The sequence below is a fragment of the Sulfitobacter sp. 1A13679 genome, assembly GCF_043557115.1.
GTDB lineage: Bacteria > Pseudomonadota > Alphaproteobacteria > Rhodobacterales > Rhodobacteraceae > Sulfitobacter > Sulfitobacter faviae.
This window is the reverse complement of the sequence record NZ_JBIFFO010000002.1, coordinates 163,169-185,931: the sequence shown is the minus strand read 5'-3', so window position 1 is coordinate 185,931 and position 22,763 is coordinate 163,169. Positions and strand designations below refer to the sequence as shown.

The 22,763-nt window shown below is 63.9% G+C and carries 19 protein-coding genes; 14 read left to right on the top strand and 5 right to left on the bottom strand.

The features are described from left to right. The first annotated feature begins 55 nt into the window (after positions 1-55). The 13 genes from ACGYLA_RS02575 to ccoS all read left to right on the top strand — a co-directional run bounded on the left by ACGYLA_RS02575 (position 56) and on the right by ccoS (position 15,930). Positions 56-859 (top strand): taurine ABC transporter ATP-binding protein, encoded by an 804-nt coding sequence (locus ACGYLA_RS02575; RefSeq protein WP_067266249.1) that lies wholly within the window; start codon positions 56-58, stop codon positions 857-859. Next, positions 859-2,124, top strand: coding sequence for an ABC transporter permease (locus tag ACGYLA_RS02570; RefSeq protein ID WP_394430251.1), 1,266 nt, complete (start codon positions 859-861; stop codon positions 2,122-2,124). Before ACGYLA_RS02575 ends, ACGYLA_RS02570 begins: the two co-directional genes overlap by 1 nt. A 90-nt stretch (positions 2,125-2,214) precedes the next feature. Then, a complete protein-coding gene (locus ACGYLA_RS02565; protein ID WP_394430034.1) occupies positions 2,215-2,802 on the top strand; it encodes a helix-turn-helix domain-containing protein in 588 nt (195 codons plus the stop codon). Positions 2,803-2,891: 89 nt separating this feature from the next. Continuing rightward, entirely contained in the window at positions 2,892-5,354 is a 2,463-nt protein-coding gene (locus ACGYLA_RS02560; RefSeq protein WP_394430032.1) for an FAD-dependent oxidoreductase, read from the top strand. A 1-nt stretch (position 5,355) separates the two neighbouring features. Continuing rightward, complete coding sequence (locus ACGYLA_RS02555; protein WP_394430030.1) at positions 5,356-7,803, top strand: FAD-dependent oxidoreductase; 2,448 nt, start codon at positions 5,356-5,358, stop codon at positions 7,801-7,803. Between the two features lie 118 nt (positions 7,804-7,921). Next, positions 7,922-9,532: a cytochrome-c oxidase, cbb3-type subunit I gene (gene ccoN, locus ACGYLA_RS02550; protein ID WP_394430028.1), complete on the top strand. Its 1,611-nt coding sequence runs from the start codon at positions 7,922-7,924 to the stop codon at positions 9,530-9,532. Positions 9,533-9,537: 5 nt separating this feature from the next. Next, complete coding sequence (gene ccoO / locus ACGYLA_RS02545; RefSeq protein ID WP_394430026.1) at positions 9,538-10,374, top strand: cytochrome-c oxidase, cbb3-type subunit II; 837 nt, start codon at positions 9,538-9,540, stop codon at positions 10,372-10,374. Positions 10,375-10,384: 10 nt separating this feature from the next. Beyond that, a complete protein-coding gene (locus tag ACGYLA_RS02540) occupies positions 10,385-10,573 on the top strand; it encodes a cbb3-type cytochrome c oxidase subunit 3 (protein WP_136720504.1) in 189 nt (62 codons plus the stop codon). Next, a complete protein-coding gene (gene ccoP, locus ACGYLA_RS02535) occupies positions 10,570-11,472 on the top strand; it encodes a cytochrome-c oxidase, cbb3-type subunit III (RefSeq protein WP_394430024.1) in 903 nt (300 codons plus the stop codon). Before ACGYLA_RS02540 ends, ccoP begins: the two co-directional genes overlap by 4 nt. 96 nt (positions 11,473-11,568) lie before the next feature. Continuing rightward, positions 11,569-13,158 carry a cytochrome c oxidase accessory protein CcoG gene (ccoG, locus tag ACGYLA_RS02530; protein ID WP_394430022.1) on the top strand — a complete coding sequence of 530 codons (1,590 nt, stop codon included), beginning with the start codon at positions 11,569-11,571 and terminating at the stop codon, positions 13,156-13,158. Next, entirely contained in the window at positions 13,155-13,628 is a 474-nt protein-coding gene (locus tag ACGYLA_RS02525; RefSeq protein ID WP_394430021.1) for a FixH family protein, read from the top strand. The genes ccoG and ACGYLA_RS02525 overlap by 4 nt, the downstream gene beginning before the upstream one ends. Then, the gene (locus ACGYLA_RS02520) at positions 13,625-15,745 is read left to right on the top strand and encodes a heavy metal translocating P-type ATPase (protein WP_394430019.1); all 2,121 of its coding nucleotides are present in this window, start codon (positions 13,625-13,627) and stop codon (positions 15,743-15,745) included. Before ACGYLA_RS02525 ends, ACGYLA_RS02520 begins: the two co-directional genes overlap by 4 nt. Further along, positions 15,742-15,930 carry a cbb3-type cytochrome oxidase assembly protein CcoS gene (gene ccoS, locus ACGYLA_RS02515; protein ID WP_394430017.1) on the top strand — a complete coding sequence of 63 codons (189 nt, stop codon included), beginning with the start codon at positions 15,742-15,744 and terminating at the stop codon, positions 15,928-15,930. Before ACGYLA_RS02520 ends, ccoS begins: the two co-directional genes overlap by 4 nt. 54 nt (positions 15,931-15,984) lie before the next feature. Here the strand turns inward: ccoS and ACGYLA_RS02510 are convergent, their stop codons facing one another. Then, positions 15,985-16,668, bottom strand: a complete 684-nt coding sequence (locus tag ACGYLA_RS02510) for a helix-turn-helix domain-containing protein (protein ID WP_394430015.1) — start codon at positions 16,666-16,668, stop codon at positions 15,985-15,987. Between the two features lie 155 nt (positions 16,669-16,823). Between ACGYLA_RS02510 and ACGYLA_RS02505 the strand changes: the two genes are divergently transcribed. Next, on the top strand, positions 16,824-17,558 hold the full coding sequence (locus tag ACGYLA_RS02505; RefSeq protein WP_394430249.1) for a response regulator: 735 nt from the start codon (positions 16,824-16,826) through the stop codon (positions 17,556-17,558). On the opposite strand, the gene ACGYLA_RS02500 is transcribed toward ACGYLA_RS02505, so the two are convergent. The 4 genes from ACGYLA_RS02500 to ACGYLA_RS02485 form a co-directional block, all read right to left on the bottom strand. Then, positions 17,555-19,084: a PAS domain S-box protein gene (locus ACGYLA_RS02500; protein WP_394430013.1), complete on the bottom strand. Its 1,530-nt coding sequence runs from the start codon at positions 19,082-19,084 to the stop codon at positions 17,555-17,557. The two genes, ACGYLA_RS02505 and ACGYLA_RS02500, sit on opposite strands and share 4 nt — an antisense overlap. A gap of 123 nt (positions 19,085-19,207) precedes the next feature. Then, positions 19,208-19,621 carry a cytochrome c gene (locus tag ACGYLA_RS02495; protein ID WP_271687293.1) on the bottom strand — a complete coding sequence of 138 codons (414 nt, stop codon included), beginning with the start codon at positions 19,619-19,621 and terminating at the stop codon, positions 19,208-19,210. Between the two features lie 21 nt (positions 19,622-19,642). Continuing rightward, entirely contained in the window at positions 19,643-20,497 is an 855-nt protein-coding gene (locus tag ACGYLA_RS02490) for a universal stress protein (RefSeq protein WP_394430011.1), read from the bottom strand. A gap of 157 nt (positions 20,498-20,654) precedes the next feature. After that, on the bottom strand, positions 20,655-22,595 hold the full coding sequence (locus tag ACGYLA_RS02485) for a TonB-dependent receptor domain-containing protein (protein WP_394430009.1): 1,941 nt from the start codon (positions 22,593-22,595) through the stop codon (positions 20,655-20,657). Positions 22,596-22,763 lie beyond the last annotated feature (168 nt).

Sequence of the window (22,763 nt, the reverse complement as noted above, 5' to 3'; positions counted from 1 at the left end):
TTGCGAGGGACCGGGCAGATGGGGCGCGCCGATAAACGAAAAGCAGCGGGGCGGCATGTCGGGATTGAAAATCGAAAACCTGTCGATGCGGTTTGATCTGCCCAATGGCAGTCATGTGCAGGCGCTTGAGGATGTATCGCTTGACCTTGCCGAGGGGGAATTGATGTCGGTCCTTGGCCCCTCGGGCTGTGGCAAGACGACGTTGCTTAATATCGTGGCGGGTTTCCTTGCCCCGAGTTCGGGCGAGATCGTGATGAACGGCCATAGCGTCACCGGGCCGGATGCCGAGCGTGGCATGGTCTTTCAACAGGGCGCGCTCTTTGAGTGGATGTCAGTGCGTGAAAACGTGAGCTTTGGTCCGCGCATGAAAGGGCAGGGCGAAAAGCAGTACGGGGCCGAGGTTGACCATCTGCTTGATATCGTCGGGCTGGGCGATTTCAAGGAAAAGGCGATCTATGAGCTCTCGGGCGGGATGCAGCAGCGGGTGGCGCTGGCGCGCTGTCTGGCGAATGACCCCGATGTGATCTTGATGGACGAACCCTTGGGCGCGCTGGATGCGCTGACCCGCGAAAAGATGCAAAGCCTCGTGCTGAAACTGTGGAAAGAGACAGGCAAGACCATCATCTTGATCACCCATTCGGTCGAAGAGGCGCTGCTGCTTGGCGAGCGGCTTTTGGTCATGGCGCCGCGCCCGGGGCGCATTCACCGCGAATACCGTCTGCCCTTTGCCGATCTGGGCGTGGGGCAAGACCTGCGTGAGGTCAAGAAACACCCGGAATTCGCCGAAAGGCGCGAGGAGATCCTCGGCATGATCTGGGACATGGAGGAAGAGATCATGGGCCGGACGGAGGAGGCATGATGTTGATCCTGCTTATTTATATCGTCATCTTCGCGCTTTCCTTTTTGCTTGTCCGTCTGGTTGTCGATCAGACCGCCAGCGGTTTCGCGGCGCGTAAAACGGTAACCTTTGGCGACGAAAGCGCGGTGACGTCGAACCGCACTGCCAGCGTGATCTCGATCCTGACGATCTTCTTGCTGTGGGGCGCTTTCACCGGTTCGTCCTTGCTGCCCCGGTTCTTACATGCGCCCGGCCCGTTCGAGGGGATGGCCGAGCTGACCTATACCGCCGAGGCCGATGACGGCTCCCGCGATGATGGCACGATCACGGTGCTGGTGCACCCGGTGGGCGAAGACGCCGAGACGCCGCAGGTCGATCCCGGCGAAGGCTGGGCCAAGAATGACGCTTTCACCATCGGCGCTTGGCGCTCGGGGCTGTTGCGTGTTGATAAGAATGACGAGAAGGGCCGCGATCTCGGGCACCGGGTTGTTGCCGTGAACGGGCAGGAGATCGCGCCCGGTGGCGAGGTGCAGACCGAGTTTGGCCGTGTGGGCATGTCGCCCAAGGGCACGCTGAATTTCGAGCCCGCCAAGGGTTGGCAGATGGAGCCGATCTGGCTGCCGCCCCCCGAAGCCGTGGTCTCCCGCCTTGCTGAAATCTCAAGCCAAGGCTACCGCGACAGCACCCTGTGGGAGCATCTGGGCTATTCGCTGTTCCGCGTGGTGGTGGGGTTCGCTCTTGGGGCGCTGGTGGGCATTCCGTTGGGCTATGCCATGGGGCTGTCGGGCTGGTTTCGGGGCTGGTTCGATCCGATTGTCGAATTCATGCGCCCGGTGCCGCCGCTCGCGCTGATCCCGCTGGTGATCATCTGGGCGGGGATCGGGGAGGTGGGCAAGATCATCCTGCTGTTCCTCGCGGCGCTGTGGATCATGGCCATCGCGGCGCGTTCGGGCGTGTCGGGGGTGAATATCACCAAGGTCCATGCGGCTTATTCGCTGGGCGCCTCCAAGGCGCAGATCATGCGCCATGTCATCGTGCCAAACTCGCTGCCCGAGATTTTCACCGGTGCGCGGGTGGCGATGGGGGTCTGCTGGGGCACGGTGGTCGCCGCCGAACTGGTCGCGGCAGAGAAGGGGGCGGGGATGATGATCATGGTCGCCTCCAAATTCCAGCTGACCGACATCGTGCTTATGGGGATCATCCTGATCGGCATCATCGGTTTCGGCATCGACATGCTGATGCGCAAGGCTGAGCGGTTGCTGGTCCCTTGGAAAGGGCGGTCTTAACCCCGCCCGCAATCCCCTTCTGTATGAAAGGAGCCCCCTTGCCAGACGCCGAATTCCGCGCCACAGTGAAAAAATGGAGGAAAATTTCACATGACCCGAGCAAAAAGGCCCGGGGCGGAGGCCGTGGGGCCGCGCTCTCTGGGGGCCGACCTACGGGCGATCCGCAAGGGGCGCAAACTGACTCTCACGGACCTGGCCGAGGCTTTGGGCCGGTCGGTCGGCTGGGTCAGCCAGATCGAACGCGACATCTCGACCCCCTCCATCGCCGACCTGCGCCGCATCGCCGAGATCTTGGAAGTGCCAATCTCGCTGCTTTTTGGCGAAGCGGCGGTAAGCTCCGAAGAACGCGGCTATGTCGTGCGGGCCGGGGCGCGGCGGGCCATGGGCAGTGCCGCCAACGGGCTGACGGAAGAACTGCTTTCGCCCGATCTGACCGACAGTTTCGAAGTGATCCATTCGACCTTTGCGGCCTATTCGGGGCTGGAAGCGCCGGTGAAGCGGGAGACGCAAGAGGTCGGCTTCGTCATCTCGGGCCGGTTGAACCTCACGATTGCCGACCGCCGCTTTACCGTTGGCCCCGGCGACAGCTTTCGCATTCGCGGCGAATATTACACTTGGGACAACCCGCACGACACGCCCGCCGTGGTGGTCTGGGTGATCTCTCCGCCGGTTTACTGAACCGGGTTTTCATCAATTTAAAAGAACTGCAACTGACCGGGGGCGCCTCTGGCAGGCCCTTTGGGAGTGCATGGCGATAGGAGGTGCGTGTGGCTGATTTTCCGACAACGGCACGGGTTGTGATCATCGGGGGCGGGGTGGTTGGGGTCTCGACCCTCTATCACCTCGCCCGCGCGGGGTGGACCGATTGCGTTCTGCTGGAAAAGAACGAACTCACCGCAGGCTCTACTTGGCACGCGGCGGGCAATTGCCCGAATTTCTCGAACTCTTGGGCCGTGATGAACATGCAGCGCTACGGGCTTGAGATGTACCGCGGTTTGGGTGAGGCGGTCGGCTATCCGATCAATTACCATGTCACCGGGGCGCTGCGGCTCGCGCATAGCCGCGAGCGGATGCAGGAGTTTGAACATGTCGCCTCCATGGCCCGCGCGCAGGGGCTGGGGATGGAGATGTGCACCCCCGCCGAATTGAAGGAACACAACCCTTTCATAGAGCTGCACGATCTGGCGGGCGGGCTGTGGGACCCCTTGGATGGGGACATCGACCCGGCGCAGCTGACCCAAGCCCTTGCCAACGGCGCGCGAGAGGCGGGCGCGGCGATCCACCGTTTCACCCCCGCGACAGGGATTGACCGCGAAGGGGATGAATGGATCGTGCATACCGACAAGGGCGCGATCCGCTGCGAGAAGGTGGTCAATGCTGCTGGCTACTACGCGCAACGGGTGGGCGAATGGTTCCGCCCCCATGGGGGCCGCCGGGTGCCCGCGGTGGTGATGAGCCATCAGTATTTCTTGACCGAAGAAATCCCCGAACTTGCCGCTTGGACCGCCGAGAAGGGCCATAAGATGCCGATGGTCCGCGATGTGGACAGCTCCTATTACCTGCGGCAGGACAAGAACGGTCTGAACCTTGGCCCCTATGAGCGCAACTGCAAAGCGCATTGGATCACCCCCGAGGATCCGATGCCCGAAGATTTCAGCTTTCAGCTCTACCCCGACGATCTGGACCGGTTGGAATGGTATATCGAAGACGCCATGGCGCGGATGCCGCTGTTGGGCCAGAGCGGTGTGGGGCGGGTGATCAATGGGCCGATCCCCTATGCGCCCGATGGGCTGCCGATGCTGGGCCCGATGCCCGGCGTGCCAAACGCTTTCGAGGCGCATAGCTTTACCTTTGGCATCGCGCAGGGCGGCGGCGCGGGCAAGGTCATGGCCGAATGGATCACGCAAGGCGAAACGGAATGGGACATGTGGGATGTCGACCCGCGCCGCTACACGGCCCATGCCGATCACGACTACACTCTCGCCAAGGCGCTTGAGACCTATGGCCATGAATATGCGATGCATTTCCCGCATCACGCATGGCCGGCCGGGCGCGACAAGAAGCTGTCGCCGCTGCACGACCGGCTGTGCGACGCGGGCGGTCAGATGGGGGCCTACAACGGGTGGGAGCGGGCGAATTGGTTTGCCAAACCCGGTGATGACACCGCCGAGGCCGCGACCCAGACATGGGACCGGGATGGCCCGTGGGCGGCGCGGGTTCGTGAGGAGGTCGTGGCGGTGCGCGACGATGTGGGCGTGCTCGATCTGCCGGGGTTCTCGCGTTTCGCGCTTGCGGGGCCGGGGGCGGCGGAATGGCTGCGGGGGCGGATCGCAGGTGCGCTTCCCAAGGTCGGGCGGATGACGCTGGGCTATTTCCCCGACAGCCGGGGCCGGGTGCTGACCGAGATGTCGATCCTGCGCCATGCTGAGGATGACTTCACCCTGATCACCGCCGCTCCCGCGCAATGGCATGACTATGAATTGCTGCGCGATGCGCTGCCCCAAGACGGTTCGATCAGCCTGACGGATCGAACCGATGCAGTCTCGACCCTGATCCTATGCGGCCCGAAATCCCGCGCCCTGCTGGCATCGCTGGCGCCAGAGGCCGATCTGGCGCTGCCGTGGCTCAGCCATCAAGAGGCGTCGGTAAAGGGCAAGCCAGCGCTGCTCGCCCGGGTCTGTTTCGCGGGCGAGTTGGGCTGGGAAATCCACGCGGCCCCCGAAGACATCCCGGCGATCTATGATGCGGTCATCGCGGGCGGGGCCACGCCCTTTGGGATGTTCGCGCTCAATTCCATGCGGCTGGAAAAAGGCTACCGGACGTGGAAGGGCGATCTGTCGCAGGAGTATACGTTGCTGGAGGCTGGGTTGGACCGTTTCATGCGGCTCGACAAGTCAGAGGCGTTCCCGGGCAAGGACGCGCTGATCGCCGAACGCGAGACAGGCCCGCAGCGCCGCTTCGTGACGCTGGTGGTCGAAGGCAATCCGCAAGACGCGCCGCCGATGGTTACGCTGCGCCTGAACGGAGATGCCGTGGGCGAGGTGACCAGCGGCGGATATGGCTACCGGGTGGGTGCCTCCATCGCGCTCGGCGTCGTGCGGGCCGAGGCCGCCCAGCCGGGCACCGAGCTGATGGTGGAAATCTATGGGCAAAGCTACCGCGCTACGGTGCAGCCCGACGCCCCTCTCTGGGACAGCGAAAATGCGCGTATCCGCGCGCAGGAGGTCTGAGATGGGACACCTGCCTTCGAAGGCCCGCGCGGTGATCATCGGCGGTGGCGTGATCGGCTGTTCGGTCGCCTATCATCTGACGAAACTGGGCTGGACCGATGTGGTACTGCTGGAGCGCAAACAACTGACCTCGGGCACCACATGGCATGCGGCGGGGCTGATCGCGCAGCTGCGCGCGACGCAGAACATGACGCGGCTGGCGAAATACTCCCAAGAACTCTACGGCGCGCTGGAGGGGGAAACCGGGGTCGCCACCGGGTTCAAGCGCGTGGGCTCGATCACCGCCGCCCTGACGCCTGCGCGGCGTGAGGAGATCTTGCGGCAGGCCGCCATGGCCCGCGCCTTTGGCGTCGAGGTCGAAGAGATCACGCCTGAAGAGGTGCGCGCGAAATACCCCCATGTGGAGACCAAAGGCATGACCGGCGCGGTCTATCTGCCGAAAGACGGGCAGGGCGATCCGGCCAATATCGCGCTGGCCTTGGCCAAGGGCGCCCGGGCGCGTGGCGCGGTGGTGGCCGAGCGGGTCAAGGCGACGGGGGTCACCCGCGCGGGGCGTCGGATCACGGCGGTGGACTGGGCCGGGGAGGATGGTAGCACGGGCCGGATCGAGGCCGAACATGTCATCAATTGCGCGGGCATGTGGGGGCGCGAGCTGGGCCGGATGCTGGGCAGCAACGTGCCGCTGCAAGCCTGTGAGCATTTCTATATCGTCACCGAGGCCGTGCCGGGCTTGCACCAGTTGCCGGTGCTGCGCATCCCTGATGAATACGCCTATTACAAAGAGGATGCGGGGAAGATCCTGCTTGGCGCCTTCGAACCCGTGGCCAAACCATGGGCGCTGGACGGCATCCCCGAGAGTTTCGAGTTCGATCAACTGCCCGAGGATTTCGACCATTTCGAGCCGATCCTCGGAATGGCGGTCAAACGGCTGCCGCTGCTGGCGGAGGCGGGAATTCATACCTTTTTCAACGGCCCCGAAAGTTTCACCCCCGACGATGCCTATCACCTCGGCCAAGCGCCCGAGATGGACAATGTCTGGGTCGCCGCCGGGTTCAACTCCATCGGCATCCAATCGGCGGGCGGCGCGGGGATGGCGCTGGCGCAGTGGATGGAGGACGGGCAGAAACCCTTCGATCTGGGCGATGTGGACATTGCGCGGATGCAGCCCTTTCAGGGCAACAAGACCTATCTGGCGGAACGGTCGACCGAAACGCTGGGGCTGCTCTATGCCGATCACTTCCCCTACCGCCAAAAGGCCACCGCGCGGGGCATTAGGCGCAGCCCGCTCCATGCGCATCTGCTGGAGCATGGCGCGGTCATGGGCGAATTCGCAGGCTGGGAACGGGCCAATTGGTTCGCTGATCCCGGGCAGCCGCGCGAATATCGCTATGCTTGGGGCCGGCAGAATTGGTTCGACAATCAAGCCGCCGAACATGCCGCCATCCGCGCGGGCGTGGGGCTTTACGATGTGTCGTCTTTCGGCAAAATTCGCGTCGAGGGGCCAGAGGCCGAAGCTTTCATGAACCACGTCTGCGGCGCGCAGATGGCGGTGCCGGTGGGCAAGATCGTCTATACGCAATTCCTCAACCCCCGCGGGGGGATCGAGGCGGATGTCACCGTAACGCGGCTGAGCGAGACCGCCTATCTTGTCGTCACTCCGGCAGCGACGCGGCTGGCGGATGAGACATGGCTGCGCCGCCATGCTGGCGACCGGATGGTGGTGATCACCGATGTGACAGCGGGTGAGGCGGTGATCGCCCTCATGGGGCCGAAGGCGCGGGAGGTCTTGCAGGCGGTCTCTCCCGATGACTTCTCGAATGACAGCCATCCCTTCGGCATGGCGCGCGAGATCGAGGTCGGCATGGGCCTCGCCCGGGCGCATCGGGTGTCCTATGTGGGCGAACTGGGCTGGGAGCTTTACGTCAGCGCCGAGATGGCAGGCCATGTCTTTGAGACACTGATGGAAGCGGGCGCGGCCTTTGGCCTGAGACTTTGCGGTCTGCATGCAATGGACAGTTGCCGTATCGAAAAGGGCTTTCGCCACTTCGGCCATGATATCACCTGCGAGGATCATGTGCTGGAGGCGGGCTTGGGCTTTGCGGTGAAGACCGACAAGCCCGACTTCATCGGCCGCGACGCGGTGCTGCGCAAAAAGGAAGAGGGGTTGAAACTGCGGATGCTGCAATTCCGCCTGACGGACCCCGAGCCATTGCTCTACCACGCTGAACCGATCCTGCGAGAGGGGGCGATCGTGGGCTATCTCACCTCGGGCAACTATGGCCATCACCTAGGCGGAGCGATCGGGCTGGGCTATGTGCCCTGCGCGGGCGAAAGCCCCGCCGATCTGCTGGCCTCGACCTATGAGATCGACGTGGCGGGCCGCCGGATCAAGGCCGAGGCCAGTTTGAAACCGATGTATGACCCCAGCGGGGCGCGGTCCAAAAGCTAGGCCGTCGCCTCACGAAAAACGCGCTCTTTGCAGGCTTATCCGCCGAGTTTTGACATAGATCAAAGCGGCGGCTTGGGGCCCATGCGATCCGTTTCCCAAAGATGAAGGGATTCGGAATATGTTCGATACGCTCAAGTTGATCGTGCTTGCGCTTATAGTGTTCTTTGCAGCACTCGGGGCGGATTGGGCGCGCGATCCGGCTTACATGGTTCACGCCCTGCTGGTCATGGTGGTGGCCGCAGGGTTGTTTTTTTGGCAGTTGCGCCGGATGCCTGTCGAGGACGCGGCGCCGGTCGCGCCTGCGCCGCCGCAGGGCTATATGGATGGCCCCATTCGCTATGGCGTCATCGCCACCGCCTTTTGGGGTGTGGTTGGGTTTCTGGTGGGCACCTTCATCGCCTTCCAACTGGCCTTTCCTGCGCTGAACATCGACTGGGCGCAGCCCTATGCCAACTTTGGCCGGTTGCGCCCGCTGCACACCAGCGCGGTGATCTTCGCCTTTGGCGGCAACGCCCTGATCGCCACGTCTTTCTACATCGTGCAGCGCACCTCTTCGGCGCGGCTCTGGGGTGGCAACGCGGCTTGGTTCGTCTTTTGGGGCTATCAGTTCTTCATCGTTCTGGCGGCCACGGGCTATCTGCTCGGCGCGACCCAGTCCAAGGAATATGCTGAGCCGGAATGGTACGTCGACATCTGGCTCACCATCGTCTGGCTGGTCTACCTCGCCGTATTCTTCGGCACGATCCTGAAGCGGCGTGAGCGGCATATCTATGTCGCCAACTGGTTCTTTCTGGCCTTCATCATCACCGTGGCGATGCTGCATGTGGTCAATAACCTTGCTATCCCGGTATCGATCTGGGGCTCCAAATCGGTGCAGGTCTTTGCCGGTGTGCAGGATGCGATGACGCAGTGGTGGTACGGCCATAACGCCGTGGGCTTCTTCCTGACCGCGGGTTTCCTCGGCATGATGTATTACTTCGTGCCGAAACAGGCGGGGCGTCCGGTCTATAGCTACAAGCTGTCGATCATCCACTTCTGGGCACTGATCTTTCTGTATATCTGGGCCGGTCCGCACCACTTGCATTACACCGCCTTGCCCGATTGGGCCGCGACGCTGGGGATGGTGTTCTCGATCATCCTGTGGATGCCCTCATGGGGTGGCATGATCAACGGGCTGATGACGCTCGAAGGCGCGTGGGACAAGATCCGCACCGATCCGATCATCCGCATGTTTGTCGCCTCGCTCGCGTTCTACGGCATGTCCACCTTCGAGGGGCCGATGATGTCGATCCGCGCGGTGAACAGCCTCAGCCACTACACCGACTGGACCATCGGCCATGTGCATTCCGGCGCGCTTGGTTGGAACGGGCTCATCACCTTTGGCGCGCTCTACTTCCTCACCCCGCGGCTCTGGGGCCGGGCGCAGATGCACTCCATGGCGGCGATCAACCTGCACTTCTGGCTCGCGACCCTCGGGATCGTGCTCTACGCCGCGTCGATGTGGGTCTCGGGCATTATGGAGGGGCTGATGTGGCGTGAGGTCGATGCCAATGGCTTCCTCGTCAACAGCTTCGCCGACACCGTCGAAGCGAAATTCCTGATGTATGTGGTCCGTGGTCTGGGCGGGGTGCTCTACCTCGCGGGGGGTGCTGTGATGGTCTGGAACATGTGGATGACCATCCGCGCCCCGCAAGCCCGCCCCGTCACCGTCGCCCTGCCAGCGGAGTAAGATCAATGGCCAAGAACCCCCACAGCCCCAATTATGACCCCGCTGACGACCCCAAAGTCGTGACCGCCAGCGAAAGCTTGAAGAAGGGCAAGATTCCCAACGAACTGCCGCCAGAGACGGAGGCGATCACCTTTCACCAGCGGTTCGAGCGCAACGCGACACTGCTGCTGATTGCCTCGCTCGGGGTGGTGAGCATCGGCGGGATCGTCGAAATCGCGCCGCTCTTTTGGTTGGAGAACACCATTGAGGAGGTCGAGGGCATGCGCCCCTATTCGCCTCTGGAACTGGCGGGGCGTGAGATCTATGTGCGCGAGGGCTGCTATGTCTGCCACAGCCAGATGATCCGCCCGATGCGCGACGAGACGGAGCGTTATGGCCACTACAGCCTCGCCGCCGAATCCATGTACGACCACCCGTTTCAATGGGGCTCCAAACGCACCGGTCCCGATCTGGCGCGGGTCGGCGGGCGCTATTCGGATGAGTGGCATGTCGATCACCTGATGGACCCGCAATCGGTGGTGCCGGAAAGCGTCATGCCGAAATACGCCTTTTTGATGGACGCCAAGCTTGAGCCTGAGGATGTGACCGATCTGGTCGCCACCCACCGCACGGTCGGCGTGCCCTATAGCGATGAGATGATCGCGAATGTCCGTGGCGACTTCCGGGTGCAGGTCGACCCTTTCGGCGATTACGACGGGCTGCTGGAACGCTACCCCGGCGCGCAGGTGCGCAACTTCGACGGCCAGCCGGGCGTGAGCGAGATGGATGCCCTGATCGCCTATCTACAAATGCTCGGAACGCTGGTCGATTTCTCGACCTTCGTGCCCGACGCCAGCCGCTGAGGAGGCCGCAATGGACACCTATTCTTTCCTGCGTGAACTGGCTGATAGCTGGGCGCTCTTGATCCTGACGCTGATCTTTCTGGGCGTCATTGCTTGGGCCTTTCGCCCCGGCTCCCGCGCCCTGCACGACGATGCCGCCGCCGTCCCGTTTCGCAACGACGACCCCGATCAAGCCCGCAATGACGGAGCCCGCACATGACCGATAAACGCAAGTTCGACCCCGCCACCGGGACCGAGACCACAGGCCACAGTTGGGACGGGATCGAAGAGCTGAACACGCCGCTGCCGCGCTGGTGGCTCTGGACCTTCTACGCCACCGTCGTCTGGGGCGTGATCTATACCATCCTTTATCCCGCCTGGCCGATGGTCTCAGGCGCGACAGCGGGGCTGCTCGGCTATTCCACCCGTGGCGAGGTCGCTGCCGAGATTGCGCGTGTGGACCTGTCGAATGCTGACCTGACCGAAAGTCTCGTCAACGTCGATCTGGCGGTGCTGAAGGACAACGAAGAGCTTCACCGTTTCGCGACACAGGCCGGGCGCTCGGTCTTTGCGGCCAATTGCTCGCAATGCCACGGCGCGGGGGCAGGGGGTGTGGTGGCCTCGGGCTATCCGAACCTTTTGGACGATGACTGGCTCTGGGGCGGCACGATGGAGGAGATCGCCTATACCGTGCGCCACGGCATCCGCAACGAGGATGACCCCGACGCGCGTTTCTCGGAGATGCCGCCGTTTGATTGGATGGAGGAGGCCGAGCTCGACGCCACCGTGCATTTCGTGCGCAGCCTTTCGGGGCTTGAGCATGACGCGGGCGCGGCGCAGACGGGGGCAGAGGTCTATGCCGACAACTGTAGTGCCTGCCATGGGGAGCGCGGCCTTGGCGACCGTGAGATGGGCGCGCCGAACCTTGCCGATGCGATCTGGCTGCGCGGCGGCAGTCATGAGGCGATCCTGCGGCAGCTCAAAGCGCCGCGTATGGGGGTGATGCCGCCGTGGCAGGCCCGTCTGGGCAAGGCCGAAGTGCGTGCCGTGACCGCCTATGTCCACGGACTGGGCGGCGGCGAGGCTGCAGTCGATGCCGAGGGCGCTGCCGCCGACTAAACCGGTACGACAAATAATCTGCGGATTGATGCAGATCAAAGCGGCCTGCGCCCTCCGGGTGTAGGCCGCAAGACGTAACACCGGAGCCTACTGCCCATGTCCAACGCCGCCCCCCCGCTTTTCGCCGCCCGCGAGCCGATCTTTCCCCGCCGGGTCAGCGGATTCTTTCGTCGGTTGAAATGGGTGATCCTGATCCTCACGCTGGGGGTCTATTACATCACCCCGTGGATCCGCTGGGACCGGGGGCCGAACCTGCCGGACCAAGCGGTTCTGGTCGATCTCGCAAACCGGCGCTTCCATTTCTTCTGGATCGAGATTTGGCCGCATGAATTCTACTTCGTGGCCGGGCTGCTGATCATGGCGGGGCTGGGGCTGTTCCTGTTTACCTCTGCTCTGGGGCGGGTCTGGTGTGGCTATGCCTGCCCGCAGACCGTCTGGTCCGATCTCTTCATGACTGTAGAGCGTTGGATCGAAGGCGACCGCAACGCGCGTATCCGTCTGCACAACGCACCCTGGAGCCTGCGCAAGGCGCGGCTGCGGGGGGCGAAATGGGTGGTCTGGCTGCTGATCGCGGTGGCGACGGGCGGGGCTTGGGTCTTTTACTTTGCCGATGCGCCCAGTCTTGCGCGCGACCTCGTGACCCTGCAAGCCGCCCCCGTGGCCTATGCCACCATCGCCGTGCTGACGGCGACGACCTTCATCTTTGGCGGTTTCATGCGCGAACAGGTCTGCATCTACATGTGCCCTTGGCCCCGTATCCAAGGCGCGATGATGGACCCCGGCACGCTGACCGTCGGCTACCGCAAATGGCGGGGCGAGCCGCGCGGCAAGGGCGGGGTGAAGCGCCAGAAAGCGGCGGCAGAGGCGATCGGCAGCGGCGATGCGGTGGCGCGCTATGGTGCGGCGCTCGACAAAAACACCGCGGGCGACCGCCAGTCGCGGGACGGCGAGGTTTTGGGCGATTGCATTGATTGCAACGCCTGTGTGGCGGTCTGCCCGATGGGGATCGACATCCGCGAAGGCCAGCAGATGGAATGTATCACCTGCGCGCTCTGCATCGATGCCTGCGACGATGTGATGGCCAAGATTGGCCGACCGCGCGGGCTGATCGACTACCTCGCGCTGGATGATGAGCCGCCCACCGCGCCCAAGGAAAGCGCCGCTGTGGCGGGCCTTGCCGAGGCGCCCGCGGGCGATGTCGCCGGGGCCACTGCGCCGCCCTGGCAGCCCAAGCCGCTTTGGCAGCATGTCTTCCGCCCGCGCACCCTGATCTACACCGCTGCTTGGGCCGCCATCGGTGTGGCGCTTGTCGTGGCGCTCTTTATCCGGCCCGAGATCGACATGACCGTGGCGCCGGTGCGCAATCCGACCTTCGTCACCCTCTCGGACGGGTCGATCCGCAACGCCTATGACATCCGCCTGCGCAACAAACATGGGGAGGCACGGGATTTCCGGCTGTCTCTCGCCGGAGACCGTGGCTTGGACCTCAGCGTCGAGGGAACTGCGGATCCGGTGGTCTCCGTCCCCGCCGACACCACCCGCCTGCAACGGGTCTATGTCATCGCCCCGCCGCAGAGTGACGCCGCCACCGCGCCGCGCAGCGATCTGCGGTTCTGGGTCGAAGACGTCCGCTCGGGCGAGCGGGCCTTTGGAGACACGATTTTCAATGGAAAGGACAGCCAATGACCGCAGCGCAACTGCAACGGGAGCGCCCCCTGACAGGCTGGCATGTGCTGGCGATCTTCGTGGGCGGGTTTTCGATCATCATCGCGGTGAACCTCGCGCTCGCTTTCAACGCGGTGCGCACCTTCCCGGGCAAGGAAACCGAATCGAGCTACGTTGCCTCGCAGAATTTCGACAGCGACCGCGCGGCGCAGGAAGCGCTCGGCTGGGCGGTACAGACCGAGTTGACGGGGGAGACGCTCCGCTTGGCGGTGCAGGATGCCAATGGCGTGGTGCAGCCCGAGATCATCGCGGCGACATTGGGCCGGGCGACCACCGTGGCGGATGACATGACGCCCGACTTCGCCTGGGATGGCCGCGCGTGGACCGCGCCGGTCACCGCAGGCCGCGGCAACTGGAACCTGCGGATCGAGATGCGCGCCGCCGATGGCACGCTCTTTCGCCGCCGCATTCCCTTGCAGGTGACACGATGACCGTCGCCGCCTGTCCGGGCTGTGTCGCAGGCACCCCCTCAGCCGAGGCTGCGGCGCAGCGCATCGCGGAGAATGACAAGGCCATCCACCTCGCCCTACCGCAGATCCGCTGCGCGGCCTGTATTGCGGGGGTCGAGGGGGTCTTGGCCCGCTTGCCCTCGGTCAAAGCCGCGCGGGTAAACCTTGGGGCCAAACGGGTGCGGATCGTGCTGAGCCCCGGCTATGACGCCAGCGCCGCGCTTCAGGCGTTGAACGACGGGGGCTTTGAGGCACATGAGCTGGATGCGACCGCCCTGCGGCCTGCGGGGGATGACACGGGCCGCCGTCTGCTGGCCCGCGCCGCCGTAGCGGGCTTTGCCATGATGAATGTGATGGCGGTCTCCGTCGCGGTCTGGTCCGGGGCGGGCGATATCACGCGCGAGATGTTTCACTGGGTCTCTGCCGCCATCGCGCTGCCCGCCTTGGCTTTTTCGGCGGTGCCCTTCTTCGCCTCGGCATCGGTCGGCCTGCGGGCTGGGCGGATGAATATGGATGTGCCGATTGCGCTGGCGATCCTGCTGGCGGCGGCGACCTCGCTTTATGAAACTTTCGCCGCCACCGGGGCGCATACTTGGTTCGATGCGGCGCTCTCGCTGACCTTTTTCCTGCTGGTGGGCCGCTATCTTGAGCATCGCGCGCGGGCCACGGCACGTTCCGCCGCGGCGGAGTTGACGGCGCTGGAACTGCCCCGTGCGACCCGTCTGACGGCGGACGGGCGTGAGACGGTGGACGTAAGCACGCTCATGCCCGACGACCGCATCGCCCTTGCCGCCGGGGCCCGCGCGCCGGTGGACGGCATTGCGCTAGGGGCCGCGATGGTGGACCGTTCCGCCCTGACCGGAGAGGCCGACCCCGTCGCCGTGGCAGCGGGCGCGCCGATCTGCGCGGGCGAGGTAATCCTTGGCACGCCGCTGACCCTAGGGGTCACCCGCCGGGCCGAGGACAGCACCCTGCGCCGCCTCGCAGCTTTGGTCGAGCTCGCCGAGACCGGCAAACACCGTTACAGCGGGATCGCGGACCGCGCCGCGCGGCTTTATGCACCGGTGGTGCATGGGCTGGCGGCGCTGGCTTTTGTGGTCTGGTGGGCGCTGACAGGAGACCTTTATCACGCGATTGCCGTGGCCACGGCGACGCTGATCATCACATGCCCCTGCGCGCTGGCGCTGGCCATTCCGGCGGTGACGGCGGCGATGACCGGGCGTTTGTTCCGTGCGGGCGTGCTGCTGAAATCCCCCACGGCGTTGGAGCGTTTGGCCGAGATCGACACGGTTCTCTTCGACAAGACCGGCACGTTGACCGAAGGCGTCGCGCGGCTGGCCGCGCTTGATGCAGAGGTGGCATCGGTCGCGCTTGCCCTCGCGCAGGCGTCTGACCACCCAGCCTCGCGCGCCTTGGCGGCAGCGTTACAGGGGCAGATGCCCGCCGATCTGCGCGACCTGCAAGAGGTGCCGGGCGAGGGCGTTTGCGGCCTTTGGCACGGGGCACGGGTCTCGTTGCGCCGTGGGCTGGAGGGACCGGAACTGCATCTGGCGGACCGCTCTATTCCCTTGCCTCTGTCCGAGACCCCCCGCGCCGGGGCGGCGGAAGTCGTCAGCGCCCTGCGCGGGCGCGGGATGGAGGTGGCGATGGTCACCGGCGATACCGCGCAGCGTGCAGAAGTGCTGGCCGAAACCCTCGGGATCGCCACGGTTCATGCTGCCGTTCGGCCTGAGGATAAGGCCGGTCTGGTCCGCGATATGGCCGCGCGGGGCAAGCGGGTGCTCATGGTGGGCGACGGGCTGAATGACACGGCGGCGCTTGCCGGGGCGCATGCCTCTCTCGCGCCCGCCACAGCGCTGGATGCCGCGCGGGTCGCCTCAGACGGGGTGATGCTGGGCGGTGATCTTTCTGCGGTCGCCGATACCCTGCGGCTGGCCCGCCGGGCGCGCAGCCGTATTCGCCAGAACCTCGGGCTGGCCGCCGCCTATAACGCGGTCGCGATCCCGGTGGCGGTCATGGGCTTCGCCACCCCGCTAATGGCGGCGGCGGTGATGTCTTCTTCCTCTATCCTCGTGGTTTTGAATGCGGTGCGCCGATGAATATCCTGATCGTTCTCATCCCCGTCTCCGTCTGTCTTGGCGCGGCAGGGCTTGCGGCCTGTCTTTGGACGCTGCGCAGCGGCCAATACGATGATCTGGAAGGTGACGCCGCGCGGATTTTGTTGGAGAATGGGGAGACGCCCGACGGCAAGGACCGCGAGAGGAATGCTGAGAAGACCGCCTAAAACGCGAAACGCAGGCCGGAGCCTGCGTTTTCTGGGTTCATTGGGAGCTGGCGTTCAGTCAGTCGCCTGAGAGGCCGAGATCAGCGCGTCCATATCCTTGATCAGCACGGTCTGGGAAGTCTCAAGCGCAATGATATCTTGCTTGCGCAGGCGGGTCAGGGTGCGGCTCACCGTCTCAATCGTCAGGCCGAGGAAATCCGCGATGTCGCTGCGGGTCATCGGCAGGGCGCAGGTGGTGTAATTGCCGATCGGCCTGCCGGTGCGCTCCGCCAGCGTGATGAGGAAGGAGGCAACCTTTTCCAGCGCGGATTTGCGGGCCAGCATCATAAAGTGATCCTGCATCGCCGAAATCTCACGCAGGGCGGCGTTCAACAGCCGCTTATGCGTCTCGTGATCCCCCTCGAAATCGTCGAGCGCATGGCGGCGGTGGGCGATCACCTCTGCCGTCTGGATCGCCTCGCAATCGCTGTGATGGAGCGCGCCATTGGGAAAGCCGATGATGTCGCCGGGCAGGCCAAAGGCGATGACCTGCCGCCGCCCGTTGTCGAGCACGCGCGTCAGGCGAAAAACGCCCGAGGTGATCTCATAGATATGGTTGGCGATATCGCCCTCGCGAAACAGATGGCTGCCGACCGCCTGCCGCTTGCGCGGCGATTGCGCGGCGTGGGTGCGCGGGCAAAGCTGCGCCTCGGGCACTTTGGTTGCGGGGGTGAACTCATTGGATAGCGTCACGTACATGCGATCGTCCTTTCTGCGGCGCGGTCACATTCTCAGGCGCATGTCGCAGAACGACCTGTGGTCTCGTATCCATTTGTAACGCTTTGTCGCAGGGAATGGCGTGGCGGGTGGTGCTCGCTTGGGTTGCGGACTATACAAACGCAACTTTTGGGGTGATGGGCGTGGCCGCGAAGAAGATCCTTGTTGTTGATGACGATGCCAAGATCCGGACGCTTCTGAGGCGCTGCCTTGAAAGCGACGGCTACCATGTGACCGAGGCGCATGACGCGCAGAGCGTGAGCGCGGCCTTCGCGGCGGAGGCTTTCGATCTGGTGACCTTGGATCTGAACCTCGGCGCGGAGGACGGGCTGGACATCGCGCGCGAGCTTCGCCGCGATCATGACGTGCCGATCTTCATGGTGACGGGCAAGGACGATGTGATCGACCGTGTTGTCGGGTTGGAACTGGGTGCGGATGACTATCTGACCAAACCCTTCCATGTACGAGAGGTCTTGGCTCGCGTGAAATCCGTCCTGCGGCGGAGCGGCAAGCGCGAGGCGGAGGCGCCCGCACCGCAAAGCGCGGAGCCTTGGCTTGCGCTCGACGGGTTGAAGATCAACCTCGACCGGATGCTGCTGGTGGGCCGGAACGGGCAGGAGGGGGAACTGACCACGGCTGATTTCAAACTCTTGGCCGCCTTTGTGAACCACGCGAAAAAGCCCTTATCGCGGGACCGGTTGATGGATCTGATCGACGGGCAGAGTTGGGCACCCTTGGACCGCACCATCGACAACCAAGTGGCGCGGCTGCGCAAGAAGGTCGAACGTGATCCGGCGCGTCCGCTATTGATCAAAACGGTGCGCGGGGTGGGCTATGTGCTGACCGAAAGCCCCACCGCCACCTCGGGTTAGTCTTGTAACAAGGCGCGAAACGCTTCGGCCAGATCCGCTTGCCTATAGGGTTTGCGCAAGAGGGCGAAGGCATGGCTCTCTTCCTCGCCGCGCAGGACGTTTTCGGAGAATCCCGAGGTGATCAATATCCGCAGATCGGGCATTTCCGCCGCGACCCGTTTGGCCAGCGCATGGCCCGACAACTCCCCCGGCATCACCAGATCGGTAAAGACCACATCGATGTCGTCGCGGTCTTGCAGGATGTCCCATGCCGCATCGCCGGTGGTCGCCGTGACGCAGTCGAACCCCAGCGACTCCAGCCGCCGCTCCGACAGGCGTAGGACCATCGGGTCATCCTCGACCAGCAGCACGCGCAGGCCGGTGCCGATCCCGGCGTGCTGCTCTGGCGCGTCGCTGGAGGCCGCTCGCGCGCCGGTGCTGTCCACAAGGGCGGGGAAATAGAGGCTGATCGTCGTGCCCTTGCCCAATTCGCTGTAGATCGCGATATGCCCGCCGGATTGTTTGATGAAGCCGTAAACCATCGACAGGCCCAGCCCCGTGCCTTGGCCGACCGGTTTGGTCGAAAAGAACGGCTCCATCGCGCGGGTGCGGGTCTCAGCAGACATGCCTTCGCCCGTGTCCGCGATCGACAGGCGGATGTAGTTGCCCATGTCGATGCCGATTTCCTGTGCGACATAGGTGTCGTCAAGCTGCATGTTGCGCGTTTCCAGCGTGATTTTCCCGCCCGAAGGCATGGCGTCTTGGGCATTGAGCGCGATGTTCAAAACGGCGGTCTGAAGCTGGGTGGCATCCACCTTGGCCTGCCAAAGGTCCTCGGCAAAACCCGTCTCGACCGCGATATGCGCGCCGATGGTGCGTTTGAGCATCGCCACAGCTTTTGAGACTTCGGCGTTGAGGTCAATCTCCGCCGCGTTCAACGTGGTCTTGCGGGCAAAGACCATCAGCCGTGAGGTGAGGTCCGCGCCGATCTCTGCCGCCTCCAGCGCGTCCGAGATCAGCGCGCCGCTTTTGGCCGAGGTTTCCGACATCTCCAGCAGTTCCAGATTGCCGATTACGACCGTCAGAAGGTTGTTGAAATCATGCGCGATGCCGCCGGTCATCTGGCCGATGGCATCCATCCGTTGCGAGCGGGCGGTGGCCTCCTCGGCGGCTTTTCGGCGCGACAGGTCGTGCATGATGCCGACAAAGGCGACCTCGCCCGAGATATCGGCGCGGCCGACGGACAGGTGCAGGGGGAACACGCTGCCGTCGGCGCGCAGCCCTTCCACGTCCCGGCCCACACCGATGATGCGTTTTTCACCGGTCTCAAGATGGTGGCGCAGGAAGCCGTCATGTTGAACGGCCATATCCCCCGGCATCAGCATGCGCACGTTCTGCCCCACCAAATCCTCAACCGGATGGCCGAAAAGCGTGGCCGCCGCTTTGTTCACCCGCAGGATATTGCCCGCATGATCCGCCACCACCATGGCGTCGACAGCGGCGTCCAGAAGGGCGAGCAGAACGGGGCTTTCGTCGTTGATCTTCATGCGAGGGTTCCGTCTGTAGGGGCTGCGGGGCAGGGCATCCGATAACGTGAGAGGGGGCGGGGGCGCAATGCGGGGCGGGGGCGCCTCAAGTGCCCGAGGGCTGCCTCCCGAACCACGCCGGCCCTACCACTGGATCGCTTCCAGATAGTCGAGCAGATTGGCGAAATCGGTTTCCAGCACCTCCCCATCCGCGCCACCATTGGGGTAGACATGGCGCAGGCCGACGGCGGAAAAGTCAGGCATGGGTGAGGCGGGGTCGTCTTTCGCAAGCTGGCCCATAACAAAGCGGCTGACAAACTCGCGGGGGAAGTAGCCGTCATTGCGCTGTTTCAGCCCGGCCAAATCCGGTGGCACCACATCCAGATGCAAGGACATCGGACCGCCCCCTTCGCCCTGCGCCCCGTGGCAGGCGGCGCATTCCTTGGCATAGACCCGCTGCCCCGCGCGCACCCGGTCGGTGTCGTCAGAAGACCCCTCCGAACAGGCGGAGAGGAGGGCGCAGGAAAGCCCGGCGAGGGCAGCGAGGTGAGGGCGCATAGGGGGTCCTTTCGATGGGCGTTAGTGCGACAGAAGCACAGGAAAGCCGCTTTGTTCAATCAGGCTGCGGGTCGTGCCACCAAAAACCATCTCGCGCAGGCGGGAGTGGTCATAGGCGCCCATAACGATCAGATCGGCCCCGGTTTCTTTGGCGCGTTTCAGGATGGCGGTGCCAATGTCCGCGCCTCCGCTGGCATATTGCTGCACCGCGACGTTGCAGCCTTGGTGGGTCAGCCAAGCGGCGACATCCGTGCCCGGGTTCTCACCGTCATAGGCCGAGATCGAGACCGGATCGAAAAGCGCCACCGTTACCTCCCGCGCATTGCGCAGGATTGGCAGAGCGGCGCGGATCGCCCGCGTGGCGGGAATGCCCGCTTTCCATGCGACGAAGACCGATTGCGGGGTCAAAGCCAGTTTGGCCTGCGTGGTGTTGAGCAAAACGGGCGCGGCGGACTCGAAGAGGGCGGCATGGACGATGTCCTCAAACAGGCGGCTGTCCTCGCGCAGGTCCGTGCCGATAAGCACCGCGTCACAGGTCAGCCCCGCCCGCGCCACCGTGTTGCGCAAGGCGGAGGCGTCGCCACAGACCGCGCGCACATCCGCGCTGGCGCCTTGATCGGTGAGATACTGCGAAAATTCCGCACGCTGTTTTTCGACCGCCTCGCGGGCCGCGTCCACATCCGCCTGCCAGCCTGCCTGGAGGGAATAGGTGCTGAGTTCGCCCACCCCCATCGAATAGACCGGGACGGCAGGGGTTTCGCTGAGCAGAAGAACGATCAGATGCGTGCCCCGGGTCTGCGCCTCGCGGGCGAGGGCCTCAAGCTGATTGGGCCGGGCATCGACCCCCAGAACGGCTGTGATGGTGGCATTTTGCATGGCGACGCTCCTCATGTGACCACGGCCATTATGGGGCGGGCCGGAGCGGCTGCATTGATCTGGATCAAGCGGGAGGAGGACTGCGGAAAGAACCGTAGGCGGCAAGCGCCGGAAAAGGGTATCGCCCCCGCCCAAAGGGGGGCGATACCTGCGTCAGTTAAAAGCTGATCGACGCGGTCAGGCTGACAGTGCGGCCCGGTTCGGTCAGGGGCACCACATTGGCAAGCCCTAGCCCATCGGAACTGCGGCTTGCATAGGTCGCGTCGAACAGGTTCTGCACGTCCATGCGCACGTTCAGGTTCTCCATCCGCCGCGGTTTGTATTCCGCGTAGAGATTGACCACCTCATAGCCGTCGAGCGACACATCGGTATCGTCGTTCTCCAAGGCGATCTGCGCGGTCGCCCCAATGCGCCATTCCTCGGTCACGTCATAGCCCGCTTCGAAGCCAAAGATATGGCCGACCGGACGGCCAAGGTAATAGGCGGTCGTGGCGGTTGTCGCGTCGTTGGTCTGCACATCGGCATAGGTGTAGTTCAAGGTCGCGAAGCCGCGCGCGCCAGTATAGGTGACCGACCCGTCGAAGCCGCGCGATGTCAGATCGTCCACGGCACCGCGTGCACCGCTTGAGGGCAGAACGGCGTTGATGTCTTCGATCTCAGTGTCGAAGAGCGCGCCTTTGACCGCCCAAGGGCCACTGTCGTAACGCAGGCCCAAACGCACCGCATTGGCGCGCGAGGTTGTGAAGCCGTCATAATTCCACGGGGTGCGGAAGTTGACCAATGCGGCCTCGCCCAACTCATAACCGCCCCAGCTGGACGCGGCCCCTGCGTTGAGGGTCCATTGGTCGTTCAAGAGGTAATCGACCGAGCCGTTGACGCTGGCGCCGCTGGCGTCGAAATCGCTCCCATCGGCGCCTTCGAAGGACGCCCAGTCGTAGCGCCCGCCGTAGGATACGGAGATGCGGTCCGACAGATCCTGCCGCGCTTGGGCGAAGATACCGATGTTGCTAAGCTCTTCGCGGCCGCTCGAACTGCGCGGGCTGACCGTGTTGTCATAGCCTTCGGCGCTTTCGTCAAAGAAATCGACACCGACATTGACGCTGCCGTTGCGCAGGGTGAATTCGTTGCTCAGCACACCGCTGAAGCTTTTGTTCACCCCGTAGAGCGAGCCCACATCCATCGCCTGCTCGTTATAGCTGAGCTGTGCATAGGGCGCCCAGATGCCTGATGGGTTCTCGTCCTCATAGGTCAGGGTATAGGATGTGCGCTGCGACAGCGCTTCGTAGAGCACCGTGTCGCGCCCGATCACATCGGCAAAGTCGGGGCGGATGAAGCCACCCTGAGACGCGCGCAGGCCGTTGTCAGTGGTCTCAGAAGCAGAGAAGCTCAGACGTTTGCCGCTTTGCGAGGTATAGGCGAATTTCGCGATATAGTCGGTCAGGTCCGCCGCCGTGCCGGTGATGGTGCTGCCCGAGCCGTCATCATAGTCATCGCCCGTCGCGCGTGTGCCGCTCAGCAGGTATTCAAAACCGTCGTTCTGCCCGAAGAGGGTCAGGGTATTGCGGAACCCTTGGCCATTGCTGCCATAAGATAGCGTGTAGCGACCTCCAAAGGGATCGTCCCCGTCCAATAGGTCACGGGCGTCTTTGGTGGTATAGGCGATAGAGCCCGCCAGCGCGTTTGGCCCCTGATCCGCCGGGGCAAGCCCCGCGCTGACCTCAACGGATTTCAGCAAGGCCGGATCCAGCAGAACGTTGCCGGTATGGTGGAAGGCCGATTTGTTCTGACGCGCGCCATCGATGGTGACGGAAAGCAGGCTTTCCTCGATCCCGTTCACATAGACCTTCTGCGCAATCGGCGCGCCGCCGCTGGCGGTGATCGCGGATTCGCCGGCAAAGACATCGGCCACGGTGGCCGGGTTGCGCTGTTCGATTTCGGTTTCGGTGATCTCGTCATTGCCCAAAACAGCCTGCGCGGCTGAGGTCTGAATGCGCAGCACACCGAGATCGAAGGCGGTGTCGTCTTGCGCGTAAGCGAGAGTGGCGGTCGAGCACATCAGCCAAGAGAGCGCGACGCGCTTGGCGGTATTGGTTTTCATTTTATTGTCCCTTGTAGAAATCCTTGGCTGGCTGGGACTCATGAAACCGCTTGCTTGCTCTGCGCGGATAGTTGCGACAATCCGCCGAAATGTTCAAGGCGCGGATTTGGTTAATGCGGGAGGGGGGCGGCTGCGGCGTTGGATTTCTACGCGGGTGCCTGGTCTTTA

Bases quoted from the DNA above. Each gene is read 5' to 3' on its own strand.
- ccoN (WP_394430028.1), top strand. From the start codon at position 7,922: ATGTTCGATACGCTCAAGTTGATCGTGCTTGCGCTTATAGTGTTCTTT.
- ACGYLA_RS02540 (WP_136720504.1), top strand. From the start codon at position 10,385: ATGGACACCTATTCTTTCCTGCGTGAACTGGCTGATAGCTGGGCGCTC.
- ACGYLA_RS02525 (WP_394430021.1), top strand. From the start codon at position 13,155: ATGACCGCAGCGCAACTGCAACGGGAGCGCCCCCTGACAGGCTGGCAT.
- ACGYLA_RS02485 (WP_394430009.1), bottom strand. From the start codon at position 22,595: ATGAAAACCAATACCGCCAAGCGCGTCGCGCTCTCTTGGCTGATGTGC.
- ACGYLA_RS02495 (WP_271687293.1), bottom strand. From the start codon at position 19,621: ATGCGCCCTCACCTCGCTGCCCTCGCCGGGCTTTCCTGCGCCCTCCTC.
- ACGYLA_RS02505 (WP_394430249.1), top strand. From the start codon at position 16,824: ATGGGCGTGGCCGCGAAGAAGATCCTTGTTGTTGATGACGATGCCAAG.
- ACGYLA_RS02500 (WP_394430013.1), bottom strand. From the start codon at position 19,084: ATGAAGATCAACGACGAAAGCCCCGTTCTGCTCGCCCTTCTGGACGCC.
- ACGYLA_RS02490 (WP_394430011.1), bottom strand. From the start codon at position 20,497: ATGCAAAATGCCACCATCACAGCCGTTCTGGGGGTCGATGCCCGGCCC.
- ACGYLA_RS02575 (WP_067266249.1), top strand. From the start codon at position 56: ATGTCGGGATTGAAAATCGAAAACCTGTCGATGCGGTTTGATCTGCCC.
- ccoP (WP_394430024.1), top strand. From the start codon at position 10,570: ATGACCGATAAACGCAAGTTCGACCCCGCCACCGGGACCGAGACCACA.
- ACGYLA_RS02570 (WP_394430251.1), top strand. From the start codon at position 859: ATGTTGATCCTGCTTATTTATATCGTCATCTTCGCGCTTTCCTTTTTG.
- ccoO (WP_394430026.1), top strand. From the start codon at position 9,538: ATGGCCAAGAACCCCCACAGCCCCAATTATGACCCCGCTGACGACCCC.
- ccoG (WP_394430022.1), top strand. From the start codon at position 11,569: ATGTCCAACGCCGCCCCCCCGCTTTTCGCCGCCCGCGAGCCGATCTTT.
- ACGYLA_RS02565 (WP_394430034.1), top strand. From the start codon at position 2,215: ATGACCCGAGCAAAAAGGCCCGGGGCGGAGGCCGTGGGGCCGCGCTCT.
- ACGYLA_RS02510 (WP_394430015.1), bottom strand. From the start codon at position 16,668: ATGTACGTGACGCTATCCAATGAGTTCACCCCCGCAACCAAAGTGCCC.
- ACGYLA_RS02520 (WP_394430019.1), top strand. From the start codon at position 13,625: ATGACCGTCGCCGCCTGTCCGGGCTGTGTCGCAGGCACCCCCTCAGCC.
- ccoS (WP_394430017.1), top strand. From the start codon at position 15,742: ATGAATATCCTGATCGTTCTCATCCCCGTCTCCGTCTGTCTTGGCGCG.
- ACGYLA_RS02555 (WP_394430030.1), top strand. From the start codon at position 5,356: ATGGGACACCTGCCTTCGAAGGCCCGCGCGGTGATCATCGGCGGTGGC.